General features: G+C 65.3%; 26 protein-coding genes. 15 read left to right on the top strand and 11 right to left on the bottom strand.

Going from position 1 to position 26,645, the window contains the following annotated elements; genetic code table 11:
- The first annotated feature begins 176 nt into the window (after positions 1-176).
- Positions 177-1,001, top strand: a complete 825-nt coding sequence (cysD, locus tag QQL87_RS16645) for a sulfate adenylyltransferase subunit CysD (protein WP_284420001.1) — start codon at positions 177-179, stop codon at positions 999-1,001.
- 14 nt (positions 1,002-1,015) lie between these two features.
- Positions 1,016-2,932: an adenylyl-sulfate kinase gene (gene cysC, locus QQL87_RS16640; RefSeq protein ID WP_284420000.1), complete on the top strand. Its 1,917-nt coding sequence runs from the start codon at positions 1,016-1,018 to the stop codon at positions 2,930-2,932.
- 366 nt (positions 2,933-3,298) lie between these two features.
- On the opposite strand, the gene QQL87_RS16635 is transcribed toward cysC, so the two are convergent.
- Positions 3,299-4,324 carry a cytochrome-c peroxidase gene (locus tag QQL87_RS16635; protein ID WP_284419999.1) on the bottom strand — a complete coding sequence of 342 codons (1,026 nt, stop codon included), beginning with the start codon at positions 4,322-4,324 and terminating at the stop codon, positions 3,299-3,301.
- A 472-nt stretch (positions 4,325-4,796) separates the two neighbouring features.
- Between QQL87_RS16635 and QQL87_RS16630 the strand changes: the two genes are divergently transcribed.
- The 4 genes from QQL87_RS16630 to QQL87_RS16615 all read left to right on the top strand — a co-directional run bounded on the left by QQL87_RS16630 (position 4,797) and on the right by QQL87_RS16615 (position 7,156).
- The gene (locus QQL87_RS16630) at positions 4,797-5,531 is read left to right on the top strand and encodes a hypothetical protein (RefSeq protein ID WP_502871182.1); all 735 of its coding nucleotides are present in this window, start codon (positions 4,797-4,799) and stop codon (positions 5,529-5,531) included.
- A 201-nt stretch (positions 5,532-5,732) separates the two neighbouring features.
- Positions 5,733-5,903, top strand: coding sequence for a hypothetical protein (locus QQL87_RS16625; RefSeq protein ID WP_284419998.1), 171 nt, complete (start codon positions 5,733-5,735; stop codon positions 5,901-5,903).
- 76 nt (positions 5,904-5,979) lie between these two features.
- Positions 5,980-6,441, top strand: a complete 462-nt coding sequence (locus QQL87_RS16620; RefSeq protein ID WP_284419997.1) for a hypothetical protein — start codon at positions 5,980-5,982, stop codon at positions 6,439-6,441.
- Between the two features lie 31 nt (positions 6,442-6,472).
- Positions 6,473-7,156, top strand: a complete 684-nt coding sequence (locus QQL87_RS16615; protein WP_284419996.1) for a DUF1493 family protein — start codon at positions 6,473-6,475, stop codon at positions 7,154-7,156.
- A 59-nt stretch (positions 7,157-7,215) separates the two neighbouring features.
- Here the strand turns inward: QQL87_RS16615 and QQL87_RS16610 are convergent, their stop codons facing one another.
- The gene (locus QQL87_RS16610) at positions 7,216-7,689 is read right to left on the bottom strand and encodes a hypothetical protein (RefSeq protein WP_284419995.1); all 474 of its coding nucleotides are present in this window, start codon (positions 7,687-7,689) and stop codon (positions 7,216-7,218) included.
- Positions 7,690-8,667: 978 nt separating this feature from the next.
- Between QQL87_RS16610 and QQL87_RS16605 the strand changes: the two genes are divergently transcribed.
- A complete protein-coding gene (locus tag QQL87_RS16605) occupies positions 8,668-10,830 on the top strand; it encodes a malate synthase G (protein ID WP_284419994.1) in 2,163 nt (720 codons plus the stop codon).
- 65 nt (positions 10,831-10,895) lie between these two features.
- Here QQL87_RS16605 and QQL87_RS16600 read toward each other — a convergent pair whose 3' ends face one another.
- Positions 10,896-11,051, bottom strand: coding sequence for a Thivi_2564 family membrane protein (locus tag QQL87_RS16600; protein WP_284419993.1), 156 nt, complete (start codon positions 11,049-11,051; stop codon positions 10,896-10,898).
- Positions 11,052-11,220: 169 nt separating this feature from the next.
- Here QQL87_RS16600 and QQL87_RS16595 point away from each other — a divergent pair, with 169 nt between their 5' ends.
- Positions 11,221-13,314 (top strand): methyl-accepting chemotaxis protein, encoded by a 2,094-nt coding sequence (locus QQL87_RS16595; protein WP_284419992.1) that lies wholly within the window; start codon positions 11,221-11,223, stop codon positions 13,312-13,314.
- A gap of 109 nt (positions 13,315-13,423) precedes the next feature.
- Positions 13,424-15,517, top strand: a complete 2,094-nt coding sequence (locus QQL87_RS16590) for a methyl-accepting chemotaxis protein (RefSeq protein WP_284419991.1) — start codon at positions 13,424-13,426, stop codon at positions 15,515-15,517.
- A 13-nt stretch (positions 15,518-15,530) separates the two neighbouring features.
- Here QQL87_RS16590 and QQL87_RS16585 read toward each other — a convergent pair whose 3' ends face one another.
- Both QQL87_RS16585 and QQL87_RS16580 read right to left on the bottom strand, forming a co-directional pair.
- Positions 15,531-16,187, bottom strand: a complete 657-nt coding sequence (locus tag QQL87_RS16585; protein WP_284419990.1) for a DUF2865 domain-containing protein — start codon at positions 16,185-16,187, stop codon at positions 15,531-15,533.
- Between the two features lie 15 nt (positions 16,188-16,202).
- Positions 16,203-16,940: a L,D-transpeptidase gene (locus tag QQL87_RS16580; RefSeq protein ID WP_284419989.1), complete on the bottom strand. Its 738-nt coding sequence runs from the start codon at positions 16,938-16,940 to the stop codon at positions 16,203-16,205.
- Between the two features lie 220 nt (positions 16,941-17,160).
- Here QQL87_RS16580 and QQL87_RS16575 point away from each other — a divergent pair, with 220 nt between their 5' ends.
- The 3 genes from QQL87_RS16575 to QQL87_RS16565 all read left to right on the top strand — a co-directional run bounded on the left by QQL87_RS16575 (position 17,161) and on the right by QQL87_RS16565 (position 19,288).
- The gene (locus QQL87_RS16575; protein WP_284419988.1) at positions 17,161-18,282 is read left to right on the top strand and encodes an AI-2E family transporter; all 1,122 of its coding nucleotides are present in this window, start codon (positions 17,161-17,163) and stop codon (positions 18,280-18,282) included.
- An 80-nt stretch (positions 18,283-18,362) separates the two neighbouring features.
- Entirely contained in the window at positions 18,363-18,734 is a 372-nt protein-coding gene (locus QQL87_RS16570) for an ElaB/YgaM/YqjD family protein (protein WP_284419987.1), read from the top strand.
- 110 nt (positions 18,735-18,844) lie between these two features.
- On the top strand, positions 18,845-19,288 hold the full coding sequence (locus tag QQL87_RS16565) for a hypothetical protein (protein WP_284419986.1): 444 nt from the start codon (positions 18,845-18,847) through the stop codon (positions 19,286-19,288).
- An 86-nt stretch (positions 19,289-19,374) separates the two neighbouring features.
- Here the strand turns inward: QQL87_RS16565 and QQL87_RS16560 are convergent, their stop codons facing one another.
- Complete coding sequence (locus QQL87_RS16560) at positions 19,375-19,824, bottom strand: hypothetical protein (RefSeq protein ID WP_284419985.1); 450 nt, start codon at positions 19,822-19,824, stop codon at positions 19,375-19,377.
- 341 nt (positions 19,825-20,165) lie between these two features.
- Here QQL87_RS16560 and QQL87_RS16555 point away from each other — a divergent pair, with 341 nt between their 5' ends.
- Complete coding sequence (locus tag QQL87_RS16555; RefSeq protein ID WP_284419984.1) at positions 20,166-20,639, top strand: energy transducer TonB; 474 nt, start codon at positions 20,166-20,168, stop codon at positions 20,637-20,639.
- A gap of 83 nt (positions 20,640-20,722) precedes the next feature.
- On the opposite strand, the gene QQL87_RS16550 is transcribed toward QQL87_RS16555, so the two are convergent.
- Positions 20,723-21,526 (bottom strand): response regulator, encoded by an 804-nt coding sequence (locus QQL87_RS16550; protein WP_284419983.1) that lies wholly within the window; start codon positions 21,524-21,526, stop codon positions 20,723-20,725.
- Between the two features lie 196 nt (positions 21,527-21,722).
- On the opposite strand from QQL87_RS16550, the gene QQL87_RS16545 reads away from it, so the two are divergent.
- Both QQL87_RS16545 and QQL87_RS16540 read left to right on the top strand, forming a co-directional pair.
- Positions 21,723-21,959, top strand: a complete 237-nt coding sequence (locus QQL87_RS16545; protein WP_284419982.1) for a NepR family anti-sigma factor — start codon at positions 21,723-21,725, stop codon at positions 21,957-21,959.
- Positions 21,960-22,508 carry a sigma-70 family RNA polymerase sigma factor gene (locus QQL87_RS16540; protein ID WP_284419981.1) on the top strand — a complete coding sequence of 183 codons (549 nt, stop codon included), beginning with the start codon at positions 21,960-21,962 and terminating at the stop codon, positions 22,506-22,508.
- 89 nt (positions 22,509-22,597) lie between these two features.
- On the opposite strand, the gene QQL87_RS16535 is transcribed toward QQL87_RS16540, so the two are convergent.
- From QQL87_RS16535 to QQL87_RS16520, 4 genes are all read right to left on the bottom strand, one after another.
- Complete coding sequence (locus tag QQL87_RS16535) at positions 22,598-24,253, bottom strand: CHASE domain-containing protein (RefSeq protein WP_284419980.1); 1,656 nt, start codon at positions 24,251-24,253, stop codon at positions 22,598-22,600.
- 306 nt (positions 24,254-24,559) lie between these two features.
- A complete protein-coding gene (ureG, locus tag QQL87_RS16530; protein ID WP_284419979.1) occupies positions 24,560-25,183 on the bottom strand; it encodes an urease accessory protein UreG in 624 nt (207 codons plus the stop codon).
- A gap of 91 nt (positions 25,184-25,274) precedes the next feature.
- Complete coding sequence (locus QQL87_RS16525; protein ID WP_284420050.1) at positions 25,275-25,997, bottom strand: urease accessory protein UreF; 723 nt, start codon at positions 25,995-25,997, stop codon at positions 25,275-25,277.
- The gene (locus tag QQL87_RS16520; protein ID WP_284419978.1) at positions 25,984-26,628 is read right to left on the bottom strand and encodes an urease accessory protein UreE; all 645 of its coding nucleotides are present in this window, start codon (positions 26,626-26,628) and stop codon (positions 25,984-25,986) included. The genes QQL87_RS16525 and QQL87_RS16520 overlap by 14 nt, the downstream gene beginning before the upstream one ends.
- Positions 26,629-26,645 lie beyond the last annotated feature (17 nt).

The following is a 26,645-nucleotide window of genomic DNA, read 5'->3' as shown; positions in this document are numbered from 1 at the left end:
TTGACTGGAATTATTTTCTATATAAGTGTCACACCGCAGACGTAAAGAGAAAATTATTCCTTGGCTTCGCCATAGAATTTTCTCCCAAGCAGGCGATGGCTAGTAGCATGCACATTCTCACAAACGACGTTTCCAGAGATCGGTTGCCCTCGACCCAACTCGATCAAGCATCTTCCATGCCGCGCGTCCTTCATGGGGCAGCCGCGATGGATCATCTCGATCAGCTGGAGGCGCAGAGCATTTACATTCTCCGCGAGGCCTTTGCACGGCTGAAGAAGCTCGCTTTGCTGTGGTCCCTGGGAAAAGATTCCAACGTCATGATCTGGCTGGCGCGCAAGGCCTTCTTCGGCCGCGTGCCGTTCCCGGCCATGCATGTCGATACCGCCAAGAAGTTTCCGGAGATGTACGCCTTCCGCGACACCTACGCGCAGGAATGGGGCCTCGACCTGAAGATCGAACCGTGCCCGCCGATCGACGCGGTCGATCCGACCCTGCCCCCCGCGGCGCGCTCGGCCGCGCGGAAGACCGAGGGCCTGAAGATGGCGCTGGCCAAGCATGGCTTCGACGGCCTGATCGCCGGCATCCGCCGCGATGAGGAGGCGACGCGCGCCAAGGAGCGCGTGTTCTCGCCGCGCGGCGCCGAAGGCAACTGGGACGTGCGCGACCAGCCGCCGGAATTCTGGGACCACTTCAACGCCTCGCCGCCGCAGGGCGCTCATCTGCGCATCCATCCGATCCTGCATTGGACCGAGGCCGACATCTGGGCCTACACCGCGCGCGAGAACATCCCGATCATCCCGCTGTATCTCTCCAAGAACGGCAAGCGCTATCGCTCGCTCGGCGACCAGGACATCACGTTCCCGGTGGCGTCCAACGCCTCGACCATTCCGGAGATTCTCGCCGAGCTCGAAAGCACCAAGGTGCCGGAGCGCGCCGGCCGTGCGCTCGACCACGAGACCGAGGACGCCTTCGAGCGTCTGCGCGTCGCCGGCTATCTGTGAGCGGAGCCGAGGCGATGAACATGAGAGTCCCGTCCGCTTCCCCCGCCACGCCGAACGGCACCACCCGTCCCCAGGTCAGCATCGTGATCGTCGGCCATGTCGATCACGGCAAGTCGACGCTGGTCGGCCGCCTGCTGCATGAGACCGGCAGCCTGCCCGATGGCAAGCTCGAAATGCTGCAGGCCGTCTCGGCGCGCCGCGGCATGCCGTTCGAATGGTCGTTCCTGCTCGACGCGCTGCAGACCGAGCGCGACCAGGGCATCACCATCGACACCACGCAGATCCGCTTCCGCACCAATGCGCGCGAGGTCGTGCTGATCGACGCGCCCGGCCACGCCGAATTCCTGCGCAACATGATCACCGGCGCCTCGCAGGCCGACGGCGCAGTGCTGATCATCGACGCGCTGGAAGGCGTGCGCGACCAGACCCGCCGCCATGGCTATCTCTTGCATCTGCTCGGCGTGAAACAGGTCGCCGTCGTCGTCAACAAGATGGACCGGGTCGATTTCGGCCAGGCCCGCTTCGACGAGATCAAGACCGAGATCTCCGCCCACCTCGAAGGCCTCGGCGTCAAGCCGGTGGCGGTGATCCCGATCTCGGCCCGCGACGGCGACGGTGTCGCCAAGCACACCTCGCGGATCGGCTGGTACAAGGGCCCGACCGTGGTCGAGGCGCTCGATGGCCTCGAGCCGGCAAAGCCGCTGTCGAGCCTGCCGCTGCGTCTGCCGGTGCAGGCGATCTACAAGTTCGACGACCGCCGCATCGTCGCCGGCCGCGTCGAGGCCGGCGAGCTCAAGACCGGCGACGAGATCGTGATCATGCCGGCCGGCAAGATCGCCAAGATCAAGTCGGTCGAAGGCTGGCCGCAGACGCCGGTGACCACGCCGCAAGGCGCGGGCCGTTCTGTCGGCATCACGCTCGACCGCGAGCTGTTCATCGAGCGCGGCGACGTCATCGCCCATGTCGGCCGCGAGCCGCAGGCGGCGCGCCGGCTGCACGCCCGCATCTTCTGGCTGCATGACCAGCCCTTGTCGAAAGGCGACAGCATCCTGGTGCGGCTCGGCACCCGCGAGGCCCGCGGCGCCGTGGTGGCGATCGATAAGGCCGTCGATCCCGGCTCGCTGTCCAACGAGGAGACGGCCGCGATCGCGCGCAATCATGTCGGCGAAATCGAGATCGCGCTGACCCAGCCGGTCGCCGTCGATCCCTATACCGAGAACGCGCGGACCGGCCGCCTCGTCATCGAGGTCCAGGGCCGCATCGCCGGTGGCGGACTCGTGCTCACCGTCGACGCCGGCAAGCGCGCCTCGCCCGTCGACATCATGCCGGTGGAATCGGCGCTGCAGCCGCAGGAGCGCGCGGACCGCTATCGCCACAAGGGCGCCGTGGTGTGGATGACCGGACTGCCCGGCGCCGGCAAGTCGACCTTGGCGCGCGCGCTGGAACGGCGGCTGTTCAGCCGCGGCGGCGCGCCCGTGCTGCTCGACGGCGATACGTTGCGCGCCGGCCTCAACAAGGATCTCGGCTTCACGCCGGACGATCGCGCCGAGAACATCCGCCGCCTCGCCGAGGTCGCGACGCATCTGGCCCGCAACGGCCATATCGCGATCGTTGCCGCGGTGTCGCCCGCGCGCGACGACCGCGCCACCGCGCGCCGCGTCGCCGGCGAGCTGTTCCGCGAGGTGCATGTCGCCACGCCGGCCGAAATCTGCGAGAGCCGCGATCCCAAGGGCCACTACGCCAAGGCCCGCGCCGGAAACCTGCAGAACTTCACCGGCATCGGCACCGACTACGAGCCGCCGCTCGACGCGGAGCTGGTGATCGACACCGCGACGCGCGGCATCGCCGACGCCACCGACGAGCTAGAGACCCTGTTATCCAAGACCGGCGTGCTGTTCGACGACATCGCCGATCTCGGCGCCAACATCTGAGGCGCAGATCCGGGGCCTGGCCCTCTCCATGAGCACGCTGCTCTTGGCCAATGTGCAGCGGCGGTCTCGGCTCCCAAACCTCATGGTGAGGAGCGCCGTGCGCCGCAGACTGCTGCGCGACAACTGCCCAAGGCGGCGCGTCTCGAACCATGAGGCCACCGCCGCCGGGGCCTCGCCCTTCGAGACGCCCGCCTGAGGGCGGGCTCCTCAGGGTGAGGGTTGAGGGTGTGCAGGCCGAGAGAGAATGAGATCGAAGTTCGCTGCCCTCGATGCAAGGTGAGAGGCCCTCGGGCGCGGCACGCTCAGGCAATGCTCTCGCATCGGCTTCGGAACCATGAGGCCACCGTCAGCGCGGACCGGCGCACGCTACAGCGCACCGACATAGGCGGTGAGATCGTCGAGCTCGGCGTCGGTCGGCAGCCGCGACTCCATCTTCTTGGCATAGACCTCCCACATCATCTTGACCGCCTCGCGCAGCGAGGCCGTGCGGCCGTCGTGGAAATACGGCGCGGTCGACGCGACCGCATGCAGGGTCGGCACCTTGAACTTGCCGCCGGTGCCGATGTCGTCGCGGCTCTTCTTGTCGAAGGTCGGCAGCTGGTGGCAGGTGCCGCAGCCGCCATCGCCGGTATAGAGCTCGAAGCCGCGCTTCACGGCCGCGCTCGCGTCGGGCCGCGGCGAGCCGTCCTCATTGACCTGCCAGTTGGCCGGATAGTTCAGCGTGCGGACATAGGCGATCAGCGCCGCCAAGGTCTCCTTCGACGGCTCCGGCCCCTTCATGCGGTTGACGATGATGCCGCGGATGCTGTCCTCGAGCGTCGCCGCCTGGCCCTGCCAGCCGAACACCGAGCGCTCGCCGACGCCCCACAGGGTCGGCGTGTTGCGGCCATTGGGATCGCCGTCGGCGACCACGTCGAGGCCGACATAGGTCTTGTTGTTGGTGTGCCCGGTCGAGAAGTGGCAGGTGGCGCAGGACGCCTTGTTGCCGCCCGAGAGACCCGTGTCGTTGAACAGCTCCAGCCCCTTGGCGGCGAGCTCCGCTTCGGACAGCGTGGCCGGCGCCGTCATCGCGGCTCCAACCGTGGAGGGCGCCGCCACCGGCACCGGCGTCTCGGTCGCGACAGGCGCTGGCGGCGCCTTCGGCTTTCGTGCCACGACGGCCGCGTGCCGGACCCCGTGCTTCCGCATCGACAGATGCCTGGCCGGCGGCTTCCGATGCATCATCACCGTCTGCGCGGGCTTCGGCCTCCATGACGCCAGCAGCATCTGCAGCATCGTCGGTTTGCTGGACGCCGCATGAAGATGCGGCCGCGTCGACTGGTCTGCGGCGAGCGCGGGCAAGGCGAGCAGGCTCAGGCACAGGACGACTGACTTGAGCCCAGCGAACGACATCACCCCGTCTCCCCGACACCCTGTAGATGCAAATCGTTATCTGTAGCCTTTACGTCCGAAGTGGGACTGTGCAGGGGCAATGAATCGACACGAGTGCGTCCTGCATGATGCACGGTCCGTGCGAGCCGGCTGCGATCGCAGGACGATCGATCACCTGATGATCGATGGCTTGATGATCCACCGCTTGATGATCAACGGCTTGATGATCAACGGCTTGGCCTTGTGTGACCCCAGCCACGGTCGAGGATCGCGTGCCGTCCTGCCGAGTGAGCCGATCACCGCGCAACGGACGTCGGAGGCTGCCGGCATGGCGGACGACGAACGCGCGACCTGCCTGTGGCGCTGGCGTGGCGACACCCGCGTGCATGCTCCCCCTTGCACAACTACGCCCTCCCGGTGACAATCCGCGCGGGGTTGCTGGGGGGTGATGCCGATGACTGCGAGGCCGTTTCAAGCCGTACTGATCGTCATGATGATGATCATCGGGACCGGTCAGGCCGGGGCTCAGCCGTCAACCACGCCACCGCCGCCGATCGCCGAATTCGGTACGCTTCCTGATGCGATGATCTTCTACGTCGCCCATGGCGCGCCCGATTCCTGCGGTCCCGGCTGCGCCGACTGGATCGCGGCCGAGGGCACGATCCAGTTCGACACCTTCAAGCGCCTGATCGCGATCCTCGACCGCCAATCCGGCCGCAAGCTGCCAATCATCATCAACACCCGCGGCGAGGCCAATCTCAATGTCGCCGTCAGCATGGGCCGAATCCTGCGCGACCGCGGGCTCGATGCCAGCCCCGGACGCACGCTGGTCGACGCCTGTCGCGACAAGCCGCAAGCCGATTGCGTCGCGCTGAAGCGCGCGGGTGGTCCATTCGACGCCAAGCTCGATGCGTCGCGGATGCTGTGCGACACGCCCTGCGTGCTGATGCTGGCCGGTGGCGTGCACCGCAGCCTGCCGGCGGACGCACATGTCGAGCTGGTCGGCATGGAGATCCGCAACCGGCTGGCACCGAACGTCTCCGCCGAGCATCGCGCCGGCCTGACGACCTATTACGGCGGACAGGCCCGGCTCTATCTGCGCGAGATGGGCATCGACCCCGCGCTGCTCGACATCGTCGACCGCAACTGGGCCGATCGCCATCGTCCCACCGATGTCCCGCCGTCGGCATGGCTGAAGTTTGGGTTGGTCACGTCGGGGGCGTTGTAGCAGCGCCATCATGGCGGGTGAGCCAAGCGTCGTCGGAGGGGCGCGTGCCCACCATATCGAACAGATCAAGCATGGTGTGCGCGGTCCGCCGCGTGGCTGCCGCTGCGCTAGGGGGCCGACGGCCGTTTGCCACCAGCTATGCCGCCGCCGTTTAATGTTATATTTTCGATCATGACAACAGCCGAAGAGATCGAGAACGCCGTGCAGCAGCTCACTCCGGACGAGCTTGCGCGCTTTCGCGCGTGGTTCGAACGGTTCGATGCTGCGTCATTCGATGCTGCGATCGAGCGTGATGCGCGGGGCGGAAGACTCGACGCGTTGGCAGACGAGGCTGTATTGTCGCACCGGGCCGGCCGCTCCCGGCAACTGTGACACAGTTCGCATCTCCGAGATTCTGGGCGGCCGATGACCTGCTGCCGGAAGCGGGCCTCGCATGCGGAGCGGATCGATGTGGAAAACGCTATGGCGGAGATGGACGATCGACAAGCCCGCCCTCCTCGGCGACTGGTTGTGGGACGTTTTCGTCGTCCAGCTGGCCGCCTTCCTGGACCGGCTGACGTTGCGGCGGATCATCGCGTTCCTGCCGGTCATCATCCTTGGCCTGGCTTACTATCACAGCATCCCGATCCCGCCCGAATTGATGCTCGTCGGCGACATCCTGGCCTATATCGATGTCTACTCGGTCCTGCTCTTGCTCGGCATCCTCAGCCGCGTCACGACGATCCTGTTCGTCATCAGACAGGCCATCGCGCGGCTCGGGCGTGTGACGAACGGCTTCATGACCGTGGCGAGACGCCTGGATGCTCGACATCGGCGCGCACGCGGCGCGAGGATCCAGAGGCGGGCGACCGAGGCATCCAATAAGGACGGCGACGATCCAGCCATCGTGACCGGCATGGCTTGGGCTTAGGCTCCGTTGTCGAAGGCGAAGCGAAGCGACATTGTCGCTCGCGCTCGGCAGCGGGCCGGACGGAAATGAGATGACGCCGCTGCTCTCAGACCCTCTCCATCAGCGCGTTCTACATTTTGTCGCGGCGCAGACCGGAGCGCGCGTAGAACTGTCCGAACAGACCGACATCGCCCGAGGCCTCGGCCTCGACGGCGACGATGCGCACGAGTTCATGCGCGCGTTTGCGCGCGCATTCGACGTCGACATGTCCGGCTTCGCGTTCGCCCGCCATTTCGGACCGGAAGGCCTGTCCTTGATTGGGCTCGTCCGGACTGTTCTGCGCGTGCGCCGTCCCCGCCAGCCGCTGACGATCGCAACACTCGTCGACGCCGCAAGACAGAAGCGCTGGCCCCACGACGTGACGTCGAAGGTCTGCTGTGCCGGATTCGACAAACTGGTTGCAGACGCAGGTCAGAGAGGCGCTGGCGTGGTCGTCTCCGAACGGCCCGGCGGCTTCGTCTTCCATCTGCAATTTCGTGCCGTCTCGCCGGAAGACATGCGGACCTTGACAGAGCATCCGAGGCCGCTCGGCACTGCCGGAAACGTGACCCTTGCCGCCGCGGTCCAAATCCAATTCTGTCCCTATTGCGGAACGAGGCTATCGACCCTGGTGAAGCCGTCGACCGTCAGGACGTTCCGCGCCTTGGCGCGGGATCATGCGGCGTATGATCTTTGACATTGGGGCACGCCGCTCCCGCGCGACGCGCCGGCGCCCCGTTGCCCGCCCTGCCCATGTCAAACGGACAGGCTTGCCTTGGCGAAGAATCCGCTCAACGTTCCGGTCACGACCTCAATACGACCCAGCGGGTACTGCTGCTCAACAGCGAAGTCATGAGGAACCCGCACCAGGGGCGGATCGGCGGCACCTGGGCGGAGATCGAGAAAATAGGGATCGCCTGATCCATAGGCACAAGCGCCGATCGGAATGAAGCCGAGTGGGGCAACCGACATTCCCGGCTCGCTTTCGGTCGCCTCAGAAGCGATCTGCCTCGGTGTCAGCCAGATGAGCGCCACTCCAAGACCGGACACATCGGCATCGCTCGGCAAGTCGAAACATTGTCCAGCCAAAGCATACGTTCTGACCAGGGAGAGAAGCCAATCCGGCGTCAGTCGACTGCCAAGTCGCGAGGTCAACATGCGAACGTCGTCGTCCGTTGCAACGGCTCCGGCAAGCCCCACGACCAACCTTTCGATGGCAAGTTCAGGCATGAAAGGCTCTCACATTTGATGCGCAAGCGAGCGCTGCTGAAAAGTCCTTAGTCCAGGTCACGTGCACGAATCCCTCTTCGCGGAAAACCCGAATACACGTTCCGCCTCAACCTGATCCACCCTGTCCAGTCCCCGGCGCAAAATAATTCTCTTTCTTTTTTTCGGAAATCATGCTTATCTCTACGCATCCCGTCCCACACGAGGGACAGTTCGCGACCGTCACGGACGTCGGGTGCGGGATGCGGTGGGCGCTTTGGGCTGCGGCGTGAGCGATCATGTCGACGGACAGTCCCGAGGCGCACGGCCAAGCCGTGGGGTCCTGGCATCCCGACGCTGATGCCACGTTCGTGACGACGCTGACGCGTCGCGCGGGCAACGGTGACCAGAAAGCCCGGCGCACCGGGGAGACCACGGAGCAACCGTAAATCCATCGCGCAGGGGAGGCCGGATGTCCGGCTCGTACCTGTGGTGACTGCCGCCTGCATTTTTTTCTGCAGGCGGGCCATGGGTGCAGCCTGCACCCGGCCTTCCCTGCGCCTCTCGTTTTTGAGAGGCGGCAAATAGCAAAGCTCGGACGCGATCAGGCGCCGCGAGAACGCCGGCGATTGTCCGCGAAGGCATGATCTAAGATGGGCAACGAGTTGCAAACTCGGGCGTCATTGCGAGCGATGCGAAGCAATCCAGACTGTCTCCGCGGAGGCAGCCTGGATTGCTTCGTCGCTTCGCTCCTCGCAATGACGGCGGAGTTTGGGGCGCGTGCCCTGGGTCGACAGGCGATGAGCGGGGTCCGGGAAGCGGCTTCGGCCCCGACCGCCTTCGGAACCACCACCCCACCCCCGACCAACTGCGATACCCCTCCCCCCTTCCTTGGCCCCGGCTTTCACGTTAAATGCACTGCACAAGCCGCCCCGGAGGCGGCCATTTCGGCATGCCCAGAGCTCGCGCAACGTCGCCCTTATTCGAGAGAAACGTCTCATCATGACCCGTATCGACGCCCATGGACTGAAGATCGCCCCGGTTTTGTTAGACTTCATCGCCAAGGAGGCGGCGCCGAAGACCGGGATCGATCCGGACGCGTTCTGGGCCGGCGTTGCCGCCATCCTGCGCGATCTCGCCCCCAGGAATCGCGAGCTGCTCGCGGTCCGCGACGCGCTGCAGGACAAGATCGACGCCTGGCACCTCGCCAACAAGGGCAAGGCGTTCGACCTCGGCGCCTACACGGCGTTTTTGAAGGAGATCGGCTACCTGCTGCCCGAGCCGGCGACCCATGAGGTCGAGACCGCCCAGGTCGACGAGGAAATCGGCCAGATCTGCGGCCCGCAGCTGGTGGTGCCGCTGACCAACGCCCGCTACGCGCTGAACGCCGCGAATGCGCGCTGGGGCTCGCTCTACGACGCCTTCTACGGCACCGACGCCATCCCGCATGACCCGAGCGAGGGCGGCCGTGGCTACAACAAGGCTAGGGGCGACAAGGTGATCGCCAAGGCCAAGGCGTTTCTCGATACCGCCGTTCCGCTGGCCACCGGCAGCCACACCGACGTCACCGCCTACAGCGTCATCGCCGGCCAGCTCTCGGCCAAGCTGAAGAGCGGCAACGCCACCGCGCTGAAGGACGCCGCGCAATTCGCCGGCTACCAGGGTTCGGCTGACGCCCCCTCCGTGATCCTGCTCGGCAACAACGGCCTGCACGTCGAGGTCGTGATCGACCGCAGCCACGTCATCGGCAAGGACGATCCGGCCGGCGTCTCCGACATGATCCTGGAGTCGGCCGTCTCGACCATTCTCGACATGGAGGACTCGGTCGCCGCCGTCGACGCCGAGGACAAGGTGCTGGTCTACCGCAACACCCTGGGCCTGATGAACGGCACCTTGTCGGCCGATTTCGAGAAGGGCGGCAAGACGCTGACGCGCGCGCTCAACAGCGACCGCAGCTACACCACGCCGTCCGGCGGCAAGCTGACCCTGCATGGCCGCAGCCTGCTGCTGATCCGCAATTGCGGGCATCACATGTTCACCGACGCCGTGCTCGGCGCCGATGGCCAGGAGGTGCCGGAAGGCATTCTCGACGCCGCTGTGACCGGCCTGCTGGCGATCCATGACCTCAAGGGCAACTCCAAGGTCAGGAACAGCCGCACCGGCTCGATCTACATCGTCAAGCCGAAGATGCACGGCCCGGACGAGGTTGCGCTGACGGTCGAGCTGTTTGCGCGGGTCGAGAAACTGCTCGGCCTGCCGGAGAACAGCATGAAGGTCGGCATCATGGACGAGGAGCGCCGTACCACGGTCAACCTCAAGGCCTGCATCCAGGCCGCCTCCAAGCGCATCGTCTTCATCAACACCGGCTTCCTCGACCGCACCGGCGACGAGATCCATACCTCTATGGAAGCGGGTCCGATGATCCGCAAGAACGAGATGAAGGCGCAGGCCTGGATCAAGGCCTATGAGGACTGGAACGTCGACAACGGCCTGACCTGCGGCCTGCCCGGCCACGCCCAGATCGGCAAGGGCATGTGGGCCGCGCCGGACAAGATGGCCGACATGCTGGCGCAGAAGATCGGCCATCCCTCGGCCGGCGCGACCACCGCCTGGGTGCCGTCGCCGACCGCCGCGACCCTGCACGCCCTGCACTATCACCAGGTCAACGTCCACGCCCGCCAGGCCGAGCTCACCAAGGGCGGCCCGCGCGCCAAGCTCGGCGACATCCTCACCATCCCGGTGTCGCAGTCGAACTGGGCGCCGGACGACGTCCGCCAGGAGATCGACAACAACTGCCAGGGCATTCTCGGCTATGTCGTGCGCTGGATCGACCAGGGCGTCGGCTGCTCAAAGGTGCCTGACATCCATGACGTCGGTCTGATGGAAGATCGCGCCACCTTGCGCATCTCCAGCCAGCATCTCGCCAACTGGCTGCATCATGGCGTCGTCACCAAGGAGCAGGTGATGGATTCGCTGAAGCGCATGGCTGTCGTCGTCGACAAGCAGAACGCCGGCGACGCGCTCTATCAGCCGATGGCGCCGTCCTTCGATGGCGTGGCGTTCAAGGCAGCCTGCGACCTCGTGTTCGAAGGCCGCACCCAGCCGAACGGCTACACCGAGTACATCCTCACCGCGCGGCGGCGCGAGGCGAAAGCGAAGGCCTGAGGAGGAAAAGCCCCGGCGATCGACCGGGGCTTTTTTTGATCAGACGGAGGTAACATGATGCCAAATTAGATGACCGCGATGTAGCGCAGCAGCGAGATCACGCCGAGCACGATCACGACCACGCGGCAGATCTGCTTGGCCCGGCCGTCGAGTGGCAGCAGGTTGATCAGATAGAGGATCAGGATGACGACGAGAAAGGTGACGAGAGCACTGATGAGCATGGATGACCCCTGGAGATGATGCGCTGGCGTTGACCAAGCTAACCCGCTTGTCCGCCGCTGGTTCCATGTCCGGAACTTTTCCCCATGGAATGATCCGTAGTTTCACGGATCGAGCCCTGACCCAGATTTTTACCGGTTTGCGATCGAATGAAGTGAATCGGAGATCACCATGCTGAACCGCCTTACCATTTCTTCGCTGCTGAAGACGGTGATCGTCACGGCCGCCCTCGCCGTCATTGCTCTCGTCTCGCTGAATGCCTGGAGCTCCTGGAACAGGCTGCAATCCGCCCAGCGGCTGGCCCGCGTCGCCGAGGTGTCGGGCGTCCTGTTCAAGGCCATGAACAGCATGCGCAGCGACCGCTCGACCACGATCCGGGTCCTCAATGCCGACCAGGCCATGGACGGCGACACCGAGAAATTCGTGCGGTCCGGGCGCGACATCTACGTGCCCGCGCTGAACCAAGGTCTCGAGCTGCTGCGAGCGATCGATTTCGCGCAAAGTCAGACTCTGGTGGCCGACCTCGAGCGGCTCAACAAGACGCTGATCGCCGAGCACACTGAATTCTGGACCGAGATCGTCAAGCCGAAGGCGGCGCGCCGGGCCGGCCTGCCGAAGGAATATGGCGAGACGTTCGATACGCTGCTGCCTTTGCTCGACAAGATCGCGGGCAACGTCGCCGCCAGCGTCAATCATCAGAGCGCAACCATCGATCAGTTGCTGCTGATCAAACAGATGGCCTGGCTGATGCGCAACACGGCCGGCGAAGCGTCGCTCATCATCAGCAACGGGCTCGCGGCCGGCAAAGTCTCGCCCGAGGCAGTGCTGGCTTACACCAAGCTGGTCGGCGGCATCGAGACCGGTTGGAAGGCCGTCCAGCTCGCGACCTCCGGCATGGACCTGTCGCCTGCACTTGCGGCAGCGATGTCGAACACGGAGAAGGCCTACTTCACGCCCGACTATGCCGGCCTGCGCGAGCGGCTGCTGGCGGCGCTGCAGAAGGGTGAGAAGCCCGAGTTGACGCCCTATCAATGGAGCCCGTTCTCGGTGAACAAGATGACGAGCGCCGTCGCCTTGGCCGAAGCGGCGCTCGATGCTGCCAAGGAGCATTCCGGCGCGCAGCAGAGCACGGCAATGGAGTCGCTGGTGCTGCAGCTGACGCTGCTGCTCGTTGCCATCGTCCTGAGCGGCTCGGCCATGGCCGCCGTGAGCGGCCGCGTCATCCGTCCGTTGCACCGGATGCGCGATGCGATGCTGGCGGTCGCGGGTGGCGACCTCGGTGTCGATACCGGCTACACGACGCGCCAGGACGAGATCGGCGCATTGGCCAATGCGCTCGAGACGTTCAAGCAGCAGGCGCAGGACAAGCTTGCCATTGAGGCCCAGGAGCGCGAGCGCAATGCTGCGACGGCAGCGCGCCAGCGCGCGATCGAAAGCTATGTCGCCGACTTCGAAGGGCTGGTGCGCGACTCGCTGGAGCAGCTTGGCCGCGCCTCCACGGACATGCAGGCGACGTCGGCGGGCCTGACCAACGTGTCGCGGCAGACCAACGCCCGCGCCGAGGTCGCCGAAAAGGCCTCGAGCGACGCCTCGATGAGCGTGCAGACGGTGGCCTCGGCTGCGGAGGAGCTGAACGCCTCGATCGCCGACATCAGCAAGCAGGCCTCGCATGCCGCCGGCATCGCCAGCCGCGCGGTCGAGCAGGCGCGCATGACGGACGGCACCGTACAGGGCCTGTCACAGTCGGCCGTTCGCATCGGCGAGGTCGTCGGCCTGATCAACAGCATCGCTTCACAGACCAACCTGCTGGCGCTCAACGCGACCATCGAGGCGGCGCGCGCCGGCGAGGCCGGCAGGGGTTTTGCGGTCGTCGCCTCCGAGGTCAAGACGCTGGCCAGCCAGACCGCGAAGGCGACGGATGAGATCTCGGAGCAGATCTCCGACATCCAGCGCGTCGCCAACGACGCGATCGACGCCATCAAGCGCATCGGCGGCATCATCGGCGAGGTCAACGAGGTCGCCACCGCGATCGCCGCCGCCGTGCAGGAGCAAGGGGCGGCGACGCAGGAGATCTCGCGCAGCACCCAGTTCGCGGCCGACGGCACCAAGAACGTCTCCGACAACATCACCGGCGTGAAGTCTGATGCCGACGCCGCGGCGGCCGCGGCCGAGAACGTCAGGACCGCATCCGAGACGCTGGAGCATCAGAGCCGCAACCTCGGTCATCAGGTGACCGATTTCCTCGGCAAGATCCGCGCGGCATGAGGCGAGCCGACATGAAGATTCCTGAACGTCCCGGCCCGGGCCAATCGTCGCAGCCTTTTCCCGGAAGTTTACATCTCGGACGCTACGTTGGCCCGTCTCGGGGGACCTCATGCTCAATCGTCTGACCATCTCGGCGCTGCTGAAGGCCGTCATCACCGCCATGACTCTCGTCGTGATGGCGCTGTTTTCGCTGAACGCCTGGACGTCCTGGCAGCGCCTGCAGGAAACCGCGCGCATCGAAAGGGTCGCCGACGTCTCCGAAGTTCTGTTCAAGTCGATGAACAGCCTGCGCAGCGACCGCTCGACGACCATCCGAGTGCTCAATTCCGATCAGCCGATCGATGCGGAGACCGAGACATACATCCGCTCGGCGCGCGACATCTCCCGCCCGGCTCTGACCCGTGCCGCACAGCTGCTCCCGCAGATGGATTTTCCCCAGTCCGCGACGCTGGTGCCGCAGCTCGACCGCCTCATCAAGACGCTGTTTGCCGAGCAGGCCGAATACGCAACCGAGATCGCCAAGCCGAAGGCGGCAAGGCGCCTGGCGCTGGCGAAGGAGTATGGCGAGACGGTCGGAACCCTGCTGGACGCATTGGACAAGACCTCGGACCTGCTGGCCGGCAGCGTCAACCATGAGGATGCTACCGTCGATCAGCTGCTACTGATCAAGCAGAACGCCTGGCTGATGCGCAACACCGCCGGCGAGGCCTCGCTGCTCGTCGGCAATGCCCTGACGGCGGGCCAGATCAACCCGGCCAACCAGGCCGCCTACACTAGGCTGGTGGGCGGCGTCGAGGCGGCGTGGAAGTCGCTGCAGCTCGCCACCTCAGGCATGCAGCTGCCGGCGTCGATCTCCACCGCCATGACCGCGGCTCAGAACGCCTATTTCGGCCCGAAATATACCGAGCTTCGCGACCGGCTGATTGCGGCCGCGACCAAGGGCGAGAAGCCGGAGCTGACGGCGCTGCAATGGAGCCCGGTCTCGGTCGAGCACATGTCGACGGCGGTGGCCGTGGCGGAAGCGGCCCTGGAGCAGGCGAAGGCGCACGCCGGCCGGCGGCACGGCGAGGCTTTCACGGCGCTGATCGTCCAGTCCGTCCTGCTCGTCATCGCCGCGATCGCGAGCATTGCTATGATGATGCTGATCGGACGCCGGGTGATCCTGCCGCTCGGCCGGATTCGCGACGCGATGCTGCAGGTCGCCGGCGGCGATCTCGACGTCGACACCGGCTACACGCAGCGCCGTGACGAGATCGGAGCGCTGGCCGGCGCGCTCGAAACCTTCAAGCAGCAGGCCAAGGAGAAGCTCGCCATCGAGGCCCAGGAACGCGCGCGCAATGCCGGAACGATCGCACGCCAGCGCGCCATCGAAGGTCATATCGCCACGTTCGAGGAGCTGGTGCGGCAATCGCTGCAGCAGCTGAAGCAGGCGTCGACCGACATGCGTTCGACGTCATCAGACCTGTCCGAGGTGTCGCGCCAGACCAATGATCGAGTCGAGGTCGCCGGCCGCGCCTCCAACGACGCCTCCAGCAGCGTCCAGACGGTCGCTGCGGCGGCGGAGGAGCTGAATGCCTCGATCGCCGACATCAGCAAGCAGGCCGCGCATGCGGCCGGCATTGCCAGCCGCGCCGTCGACCAGGCCCGCTTGACCGACGGCACGGTGCAGGGGCTCGCGCAATCGGCCAATCGCATCGGCGAGGTCGTCGGCCTGATCAACAGCATCGCGTCGCAGACCAATCTGCTGGCGCTCAACGCCACCATCGAGGCTGCCCGGGCCGGCGAGGCCGGGCGCGGATTTGCCGTGGTCGCCTCCGAAGTCAAGACGCTGGCGACCCAGACCGCCAAGGCCACCGACGAGATATCCGAGCAGATCGCCGGGATCCAGAAGGTGGCCAGCGAGGCCATCGATGCGATCAAGGGCATCGGCGGCATCATCGGCGAGGTCAACGAGGTCGCCACCGCGATCGCGGCCGCCGTTCAGCAGCAGGGCGCGGCGACGCAGGAGATCTCGCGCGCCACCCAGTTTGCGGCACGCGGCACCCAGAACGTTTCGGAGAGCATGACCGGCGTCAAATCCGATGCCGACGCCGCCGCGGCTGCGGCGGTCGACGTGAAGCAGGCGTCGCAGACACTGGAAAACCAGAGCCATCAGCTCGGCCGCCAGGTCGATGAATTCCTCGGCCAGATCAGGGCGGCGTGACGCGCCGCCGCGATCAGTCGTCCGCGGCCAGGATCGGCGTGCGCTCATATTTGGCGCGCAGCGACGCCGGGGCCGGCGAGAAGTTGAGCTCGGCGCTCTTGCGGCCGGCGCTGCGGTTGGCGACCTTCAGCCCGTCGTCGCTTGCGACGACGTCGCCTTTGCGCAGGGTCGGATCGTTGTCGATCGACACCTTGGCGAGGCCGAAATGGTCCTTGCCGTTGCAGGTGCAGCCGTCGACCACTTCGGTGCGATAGCGGAACGCATTGGGCAGCGCCGAATAGGATTTGCCGCCCTCGGTCGTCGCGCCGTCGATCGAGCTGCCGTAGACGATCTCGGTCTTGGCCGCCGGGCAGAAGCTGTTGCAGGCCGCCTCCTTGCTCTGGTCGCCGGTGGCGCCGAGCGGGAAGTAGCGGCCGTCACAGGTGCGGACGCACCACGCGGCGCTGCCGCCGCTGCGGGAGGTGGCCTCGCCGCGCGGCGCCGGCCGTGGTGCGGGCGCGTCGTCGGCGAACGGCATGCGGATGTAGGGCGCCTGGCGCTGCGGCGCATAGACGCCGCCGAACAGCGACTGCAGGAAATCCTGCGCGCCCGCCGCACTCGGCCCCGCCAGCGCGCCCGCGCTGGCCATGGTTGCCACCGCGATGGCAGCGAATACCCGTCGACCGTTCATGACGAGGCTCTCCGCTCAATTGATCGTGGCGACGGGCAGCGACATCGCCTGCCGCCCGGACGGCACGCCCGGCAGCCGGCCCGCGCGGGCCTGCAGCGACGCGGTCTTCGGCAGCACCACGACCTTGGTGCCAACCTGCACGCGGCTGAACAGGTCGGAGACGTCTTCATTGGTGAGACGGACGCAGCCCGACGACACGAACTTGCCGATCGTGGTCGGATCGTTGGTGCCGTGGATGCGATACTCGCTGGAGCCCAGATACATCGCGCGCGCGCCGAGCGGATTGCCGGGTCCACCGGCCATGAAACGCGGCAGATAGGGCTGCCGCGCGATCATCTGGGCCGGCGGATGCCAGTCCGGCCATTCGGCCTTGCGTGTGACCGTCTGAACACCCGACCAGGTGAAGCCTTCACGCCCGACGCCGACGCCATAGCGCAGCGCGCGGCCGCCGCCGAGCACGTAGTAGAGATAGGTATTGCCAGTATCGATGATGATCGTCCCCGGTGCCTCGCGCGTCTCGAGCGTGACGACCGTGCGGCGCAGCCGATCCGGCAGCAGGCTGTCCTCATCTGCCTCGACGGCGGGTGCCGTCGCGTCATCCGGCGGAAACACCCGCTGCTCCACCGGCGCGTAGCCGAGGCTCTGCGCGTGAGATGTGGACATGCCCGGCGCAAGCACGAAGGCAGCGGCGATAGCGATCATCGATACGGTCCGCTGCATCAGGCGATGCCGGCCGAAAACCTGCTGTGTCATGGGATGCCCCTGTCGATCGAGCATCGCGGTGCGATGCATCAGTCCCTCCTCCAACGCCCGGCAGGTCGCCGTAGTTCCGGCCCCGATGTGGTCGTCTTGCGTCAGTCAAGCCTAGCCGGCCTCACGTTCTCGCGACGGAACCGCGCGCGGGGCCGGCGGTTGTCGCTACCCAGAACGTCGCACGCGCAAGCTGCGCGTGGCGACCTCCTCGGGGGAAACCATGGCGCGCGTACTTCCCACCGAGCGGCTGCTCGGGAGCGGCAACGAAAGCTCGGCGTTGGACGAGAGCCGGCACGACGCCCCTCCAGTGATCCAGCGCGCCGAGGTGGTCGCGATTGCGCTGGTGATTCTTGCGGCGGTCAGCGTCACGGGCGTTCTCTATGTCGCGAGAGGGTTCTTCCTCCCGATCGTGATGGCTTTCGTGGTCGGCACGATGCTGTCGCCGGCGGCCAACTTCCTGGAGCGTTATCGCGTTCCCCGCAGCGTCGGCGCCGTGCTGATCGTCATCGCGGTCGCCACCGGGCTGGCCTTCATCATCGGCCTGATATCGGCCCCGGTGCTCGACTGGACCAACCGGCTTCCGGAGCTCGCGACACAGCTCAAGGCCAAGCTGCACGTCTTCGACCGGCCGCTCGCGCTGTGGCACGAGATGCAGGCCGCGATCGGCGGCGGCAGCGTGCAGACCCCAACCACCCTGGAGCTTCCAAAGTTCGACTGGGTGCAGCCGACGATCGAATTCCTCTCTCCGACCTTCACCGAATTCATGCTCTTCTTCGCGACGCTCGTGCTGTTCATCGCAAGCTGGCGCGATCTGCGGCGGACGCTGATCATGACGTTCGGCGATCATGAGGCCCGCTTGCGGACGTTGCGGATCCTCAACGAGCTCGAGCTGCATCTCGGCAACTACCTGCTGACGGTCACGCTCATCAACACCGGCGTCGGCATCGCGACCGGTCTGGCCTGCGCGCTCACGGGGATGCCGAATCCGGCCGGCCTCGGCGCGCTCGCCGCAACGCTCAACTTCGTTCCGATCATCGGCCCGATCGCGATGTTCGTCGTGCTGGTTCTGGTCGGCGCAATCGCATTCCCGACCTTGAGCGGCGGAATGGTGGGGCCGCTGATCTTTGCCGTGATCACCTTCATGGAGGGCCACTTCGTGACGCCCACCATCATCGGCAGGCGGCTTGCGCTCAACGCGCTCGCGGTCTTCATCGCATTGGCCTTCTGGACATGGCTGTGGGGCCCGATGGGAGCCTTTCTCGCTTCGCCGCTGCTGATCGTCGGCCTGATCGTGAAGGAGCACCTGCTGCCGGACGATTCGCCGCAACTGCCCGCGGGCTAATTCGGTTTCATCGCAGGAACTTCAATCGATGCGCAGCGTTTGTCGAACATACGCCCATCACCTTGCTTCGGGAGCCACCAATGCCGCCGACCGATGGTGAAACTGCCCTGAAAGATCTCACCGACAAAGCAAACTATGAACGTCTGCAGAAGGATGTCCGCGCCGTGAAGAACGATATCTCAGCTCTCACTGATCAGATCACCGACGTGCTCAACGCCTTCGCCGGTCAGGCCGGCAAACAGGCGCGCAGCGGCTATCGCCAGGCACGCGAGAACGTGGACCAGACGATCGACGACATGTCTGAGCGCGGCAGCGCGATGCTCGGCGCAGCTCAAGATGCAGCGAATTCGCTCGAAGAGCGACTGGAGGACGTCATCTCGCAGCGTCCGCTGGCGACGGTCGGCCTTGCACTTGGACTGGGATTCCTGATCGGCGTGTCCTGGAAGAGGTGAGCCTGTAGCTCCTGATCGAGCGCAGGTTCCGAGCTTAAACCGTGTCGGCGCCGCTTTCGGCGCCGATTTGAATTTGTCGGGTCGCGCCGACGAGAACCGGGAGAAGAGACATGCTTCAGCGGATGATTGCAGACGTCAAGGAATCGACCGGCCACACCGTCCGGCTGACGTCGCTGGCATTTGCTGCGGCGATAGGACTGTTCATCACGACCTGCTTCCTGTGCGCCGCCGCGTTCGTTGCTGTGTTGCAGCGCTACGGACTGATCGCGGCATGCCTCACTGGCGCGGCCGTCTTCTTCGTCGTCACCTTGATCGCAGCGGTCAGCTATATCGTCCGCAAGCGCTCCGTTCAGGCCCGCGCCCTGCGGCCGACGGAGGCCGCGCGGTCAGCGGCTCAGTCCCTGCTTGCCGATCCGATGTTGCTCGCCAGCGGATTGCAGGTCGTGCGGATGGTCGGGTTGAAACGGCTGATCCCCATTCTCGCCGTCGGGGGATTGGCGTTAGGCCTCCTCGCCCGGGGTCAGATGACCGGAGACGCCGAGCCTGCAGAGTAGCAGGCTGACACGAGCTCATTCACTGAGCGCGCTTCTCAGCCGTCATATCAACACGGCGTCGCCGACGAAGATGCGGCGCGTGGTGATCAGGTCACGCATCGCCCCGGCTGCAATCGCTTTGCAATCTCAGTCAGCACGGAGACCGACGGTTCGCATGCGATCGGATGTTTCGTCACCCGACGCTCGTTTTCCGCGCTGATGATCTGTGAGCCTGTCTGTAGGCGCGTGGGAACGCTACTGCCACCCGCGGTCACGCCAGAAGGCGTGAGTGGCAGTCGAAGCAGGAACGTGGTCTCAGCAAAGGCCGCCAGCTTGACCGACACCGTCTGCGTCGACGTCGCACCGGCCACGGCAGCCGCACGGTCGGTCTTGGACGCCCTGTTGACGCTGCCGGCAGTCACGTTTGAGATGTCGCCGGCCGACGTCTGCGGAACATCGGACGCGAGATCGTGTCCGGAGGCGAGCTGAATCGCCCCCACGAGCATGGCGGACGCCGCGAGGGTGCCGAAGATGACAACTTTTCCGGTCTGCGACATGTCACTACTCCCCTCGCCGGCAGGCGATCGGCCTATCAACGTAAGTCGCAGGAACTGGGTTCTGGGATGGGCAAATCACTTAACCGTGTGTCAACGAATGCCATCTGTGACGAAAATAATTGAGCGCGATGGGAACGACTTCTTGGCTCGCGCGTCATCAAGGCAGCCGGTTATTCCCCCTGCCCCATTGACCGGCGACGCGGGGCACCGCCGTGGTGATGCCGGCGGTGCCCCGCATCCTTTCTCCCCCCGCCAAAGGCAACGGCAGTTTTCCCCTCGTTGATCGAGCGCTATATTTGCCCCCGCGCGCCAGCCTTGCTGCGACGCGCTTGGGGATGGACATGCAGGGGACGGCAGGTTTGTTGCGAGGGTTGGTGGCGCTGACCATGCTGAGCCTCGTGCCGACGATGGCTGCGGCCGACGGCGCCAAGGATGATTGGATCAAGAGCCTCGTTGCGGCGCTGAAGGCGCACCGGCGGTACCCGCCTGAGGCCACCGATCAGGGCGGCAGTGCCAAGGTGGTCTTCCGCATCGACGGATCAGGACACCTCATCTCCGCCGCACTGATCGAAAGCACAGGGGATCCGGCGCTCGACCAGGAGGCTTTGGCCATGGTCGAGAGGACCCAGCCGTTTCCTCCGCCACCCCCGGATCTGCCAGAGCACGATCTGACGTTGCTGCTGCCGGTCGTGTTTGCACCGAGGCGGACGTCGGGGATCATGACGTTCGAGGAAACCAGGCTTCAATTCGAAGAAACCAAGCCGAATGATGCCGCGCTCAAGGCGCGATTGAACGGCGTCTGTCGCGGCTGCTGACCTTGATCCCCAACACATGATTCAACAAAAAGCGGCGCGCTCCGACGAGCGCGCCGCGAACCAGCTGACATCGTTACGACCGCTCAGGCGGCAGGCTTGGGCATCCTGTTGCGCGAATTGCGTTGGAAGAACAGCGCCTGGCTGGCGACGGCCGAGACCATCGCGGGCTGGAACGGCTTGGAGATCAGGAAGGCCGGCTCCGGCCGCTCACCGGTCAGGAACCGCTCCGGATAGGCGGTGATGAAGACGACCGGGACTTCGAACGTCCGCAGCAGCTCATTGACCGCATCCAGACCGGACGAACCGTCGGCGAGCTGAATGTCGGCCAGGATCAGGCCGGGCTTCTTGTTCTTGGCGAGCGCGACCGCATCGGCATGCGTGCGGGCGACGCCGATGACGTTGTGACCGAGATTCTTGACGAGACTCTCGAGATCCATCGCGATGAAGGTCTCGTCCTCGATGATCAGCACATCGGTGGCAATCTCGGCCGCGAGCTCGCGCCCCGCCGCATCCGCCAGCCGGCGGGTCTCGGCGACGTCGATGTCGAGAATGAACGACACTTCCTCTTCCGGAAAACCTTCGAGCGACAGCAGCAGGAACGCCTGCCGCGGGAGGGGCGTGATGTTGGAGAGGCGCCGCTCGGGCGGCATCGGCAAGGTCGCCACTTCGGCGTCGTCATTCAGTGCGACCGAGTTCCAGATCTGCGTAAACAGTCGGAACAGACCCGCGCGAGCCCCGTAGCGTTCGTCCAGCACCGACGGATCCTGGATCAAAGCCTCCAGCATGGCGCCGACGTAAGCATCTCCGGAACCCTGGCTGCCGGTGAGGGCACGGGCATACCTTCGCAACAGCGGCAAATGTTCAGCAACTAGCTGTGATCGGCTCATCCCCACTCCATTCGGTAATCTGGGCTTCCGCCCCGGTTCCATGATGGGCTGATTACGCCTGAAAGGAAGAAAAGTTCCACATACCCGTGGAACTTTTCTCGCCCGGTTGCATTAGTTCCCGATCAGACCTCCTCGATGGCGAGGATAATTCTTGAAGCTTCAGAGACTTAACTCTCGGGGAAACGTGGAAAAGGTCATGAAAGATGTAAAGTCTCAAGCCAGCAAGAATGCGGCACCTCGCAAACCCGGCGGGCTCAACGCGGAGATCCAATCACGGATCGGTCATCAACTCCGCGCGATGTACGACGATGTCGTCCGTCAGGGTGTTCCTGACCGGTTTGCAGATCTTGTCCGCAAGCTTGATGCGCCGGCAGCACAGTCCCACGTGGAGAACGGCGGGGGATCCAACGACCAGAACGACGGGAGGGAGTGAATGCCTCTCACTGATTCCTTGCGGGACGATATTCTTGCAGCCGTCCCAAGCCTCCGCGCTTTTGCAATTTCCTTGAGTGGTAACAGCGATCGCGCCGACGATCTGGTGCAGGAGACTTTGCTCAGGGCGCTGGCAAACATCGACTCGTTTCAACCGGGCTCAAATCTGCCCGCGTGGTTGTTTACGATTCTGCGCAACCTGTTCCGTTCCGACTATCGCAAACGCCGGCGCGAGGTCGAAGATGCCGAAGGCAACTACGCCAAGACGCTCAAGACGCATCCCTCTCAAGGGGCGCATCTCGAGTTCGAGGAGTTCCGCGTCGCACTCGAGAAGCTGCCTCAGGATCAGCGCGAAGCATTGATCCTGGTCGGAGCCTCCGGCTTCTCCTACGAGGATGCGGCGGCGATCTGCGGCTGCGCCGTGGGCACGATCAAGAGCCGCGTCAACCGCGCGCGCTCGAAGCTCGCGGCGCTGCTCTACGTCGAAGGTGCCGAGGATTTCGGCCCCGATGAGACGGTGCGGGCCGTGATCGGCGGCAGCGGCGGGTAACGCCGCTCACGCCTGTCAACAAAGCTGAAGAGGCGGCTCCACCAGAGCCGCCTTTTCGCGTTCGATGGATCAGTCCCGGATGAGTGGGATTACTTGGGCGGGCGGACCGGCGCGGAGAACTGTTCGGTGCGATCACGCTCGGTCATGTCGACCACCGTCTCCATCGGAGCGGTCAGCTCATAGACGTAGCTCGCCTCGGTGAAGAGGCGCTTCGACGTTCCACCGAGCGCTTCCGGAGCCACCCGATCGAGCAGGATCAGGCCGAACTCGCTGTCCGGCCGCCGCGTCGCTTCGCTGGTGTTGCACTCCTCCCAGCGGAAATTGAACACGGTATTGGGCTCCTCACCCGTCACCTCCCATTTCGCGGTGATGTGCGGGTGCTTGCCGACCAGCGAAAGCCCTTCGTCGGAATGCGAGGCGAGTTCGAAGAACAGCAGCGACAGGCTCTGCGCGGCCCGGGCGCTCACGGTGATGTCCGGCCCGCTCACGGCAATACGCTCGGCATGCGGGATGGCGCGGGCTTCGAACAGGCCGCGCAACTGAACGCCCTGCCACTGGCTCTCGCTCAGCAGCGTGACCACATTCGACATCGCATGGATCCGCCCGATCAGCAGCTCTCGCGCAACGTCGATGTCGCTGCCGTGGCGCAGCGTGCGCGTCACGATCGATTGGATCACCGCGAGGATGTTCTTGACCCGGTGGTTCAGCTCGTCGATGACCGCCGTCAGACGGCGCTCGAAGCCGATCCGCACCTGGATCTCACGGCTGAGCCGGAGGTTGTTGTAGGCGACGTAGCCAAACAGGCCGCAAATGATGCCGGTCAGCGCGAGCCCGATCACGCCGACGATCACCGCGGTCTGTTGCGCCCGCCGCACTGAATTGCTCTTGGCGTAATAGACCAGCGACCAGTCGTGATTGCCGAAGGCGACGGTGCGCGTCGACGACGGCGCCGGATCGTCCGGGCCGCGCGTCCGGCCCGTCACCGCCCCTTGATCGTTGGCCACCAGCTCGTCCGAGGCGTTCCGCGGGTCTTTCAACGCGACCGAGAACAGCGAGAGATCATCGTTGGTCAGCAGCAACGGTCCGATCTCATAGGAAAACGTCACGAAGCCTGCCGGCGCCGTCGCCCCCTGCGGGACCACCGGCGCCGCCAGAACGATCCCGACGGGGCCATTGGGGCGCAACAGCGGCGTGGGATCGGAGGCGACCGGCTTGCCCTCGGCCATGGCGCGCGCCAGCATCGGCCCGACGATGGGTTGACGATCGAGCGCCATGCCCGGAAGCCGGGAGGTTTCGGCATTCCGCGGCTCGAGATCCATCAGGACGTCCAGAGGACGGTCGACGTTGGGGCCGAGCGGCGTGTCGTCGTAGTTGCGGATGGTCGGGTTGGGAAAGCCTGCCTGGCGCAGTTCGGCCTGTGCGACCGGAAGCTCGTCGGGCCGCAGCCGCGCGATCCAGGACGCCACCACGAAATCGGTCTTGAAGGCGTAGATCGACGACCGCAGCGGCTCCAGCATGTTGGCCTTGATGACGGACGGAGCCCGAAACAATCCCGAGGCCACCCGCGCCAGCAGCTCGCGCTCGGTCAGTCGGTCCTGGACCAGGCTGGCATGGACATCAATGGCGCGTGCCAGCGCAATACGATCAAGAACCAGCTCCTGGTCATGAACGCGATAGGCCGCGAGGCCGGACAACGCCGTGCCGAGCAGCGCGATCAAACCAATGATGACTCCCAGCCGCAGCACTCGTTTACTCTAAGGTCAAGGGTTGGCGAACGAGAAAACGAGTCATCCAATAACCGGGCCTGCGACTCAAGTAGCGTAACTCGGGGCGAGCGGAAGTGATCGGAGCAGTCAGCGAAAAGATCCCAGAATACCGGCCGTCCATCAGCCGCCAGGGCGCCCTTGGCAAAACGCCTTTGACAAAGGCGCACCCCGGGCGGAAGCAACAGCGGAAAGCAGAAGTTGTTCCGGCCGGGTAAGGCTTTTTTGCGTCTGCCAGACCGGCAGACAAGGACAGCAACGTCACACTGATCCGGCCGGATCAGCCGCTCAGGCCGACGGCTTGAGGCCGCCCTTGGCTTCGATGAAACCGATGATCCGGTCGAGACCCTGGCTCTTCTTCAGGTTGGTCATGACGAACGGCCGCTCGCCGCGCATGCGCCTGGCGTCCGTCTCCATCTTCTCCAGGGAGGCGCCGACATGCGGCGCGAGATCGATCTTGTTGATCACAAGCAGGTCGGAGCGGGTGATGCCAGGACCGCCCTTCGAGGGGATCTTGTCGCCGGCAGCGACATCGATCACGTAGATCGTGATGTCGGCCAGTTCCGGAGAGAACGTCGCGGCCAGATTGTCGCCGCCGGACTCGATGAGCACGAGATCGAGGCCGGGAAACTTGGCGCGCATGTCGGCCACGGCCGCGAGATTCATCGATGCGTCCTCCCGGATCGCCGTATGCGGGCATCCGCCGGTCTCGACGCCGGCGATGCGGTCAGGCGTCAGCGAGCCGGAACGGACGAGAAATTCGGCATCCCATTTGGTGTAGATGTCATTGGTGATCGCCGCGATGTCGTAGCGCTCCCGCATCGACTTGCAGAGCAGATCCATCAGCGCGGTCTTTCCGGAACCGACGGGGCCGCCAACTCCGACGCGGAGCGGACCGTGAGACGAAGCCATATCGTATGCCCTTCTGTCGTCCCCTGCGAAGACGGGGACTGAAAATCACCAGATCTGATCGCCGCCGCGCATTGGCGCCGGCGAGCCGCCCTCACGAGCGGAACAACCTCGTATACTGCGTCTCGTGACGGAGACCGGCCAGATCGGCCCGGAAGCACGCACTGCCGATGTCATCGAGCGAAGCGACCAGAGCACGCTCGGCCGTTGCGACGACCACGGGCTCCAGCGCTGCCAGCACGCGCTGGCTGTCCGTCTGCCCCAACGGAACAAGCCGGCTGCCGGCCGAAATCCAGTTCGACGTCACGGCATGCAGGAACCCGTGTAGCAACGGCGCCAGCGGCACGCCATGGAGCGCGCCGACAAGTCCTACGGCGATCGGATAGACGATAGCCTCGCATTGCGACACCGCGTCGTCGAGACCTGAACAGCTCCAGGCGGACCGTGCGATCTCGATGAAGGCGAGCCCTTGCGCGGTCGTTTCCAGCTGGCGCTCGCGCGACGGCACGAAGGCCGCAGCCAGCTCGGCGACCTCGCTTAGCGCCGTGTCGCTTCCCAGCTCAGCCGCACGATGGGCGTGGGCCAGGAACACGGCATCGCTGAAGCCAGCGCCCTCGGTGAGCATCGTCGCGAGCCAGCCGCGCAGCGAGGCGGCGTCGGTGATGTCGCCGGCTTCGACGGCCCATTCGATGCCGCTGGAATAGGAGAAGCCGCCGACCGGGAACGCCGGCGACAGCCACGTCATCAGCCGGTAGAGCGCCGCGTGATCCAGTCCGGTCATCGCCTCCAAGGAGCCCGCGCGCTCACTTGTGGTCATGAGCATGGGAATGACCGTGATGGGAATGATCGTGGTGATCATGGCCGCAATGCTCGTCGTGCACATGAGGAGCATCGTGCGCGTGGCCGTGGTCATGGTCGTGGCCGTGATGCGCATGATCATGGGCACCATGATCATGGTGGTGATCGTGGCCGTGGTGGTCATGCCCGTGATGATCATGATCATCATGCGCATGGCTGGGCTCGGCATAGGCGCCGCCTTCCGGATCGAACGGCGCCTCGATCTCGATCACGCGCGCGCCGAGACCCTTGACCATCGCCTCGATCACATGATCGCGGCGGATGCGCAGGCTCTTGGCCATGATCTGGGTCGGCAGATGCCGGTTGCCGAGGTGCCAGGCGAGCCGCACCAGATGGTGCGGATCGCTGGCGCGGATCTCGAGCAGCGGCTCTGCCGCCGCCACGACCTCGATCAGCCGCCCGTCCTCCAGCACCAGGGCATCGCCACCGCGCAGCGCGGTAGCGTGCTCGAGGTCGAGCAGGAACTCGAGCCCGCGCGTGCCGGCCATCGCCAGCCGCCGCCGGTGCCGATCATCGAAATCGAGCAGGACGGAATCGGCGGCCGCCTCTTTCCAACGATGCTGCCCGAGCACGCGGGTGGCGCGGATCATGCTGAAACCCTCATTCT

The organism is Bradyrhizobium sp. SSBR45G (genome assembly GCF_030159255.1).
In the GTDB taxonomy this organism is placed as follows: Bacteria; Pseudomonadota; Alphaproteobacteria; order Rhizobiales; family Xanthobacteraceae; genus Bradyrhizobium.
The sequence above is the reverse complement of the archived record's forward strand: the minus strand, read 5'-3'. Positions and strand labels throughout refer to the sequence as shown.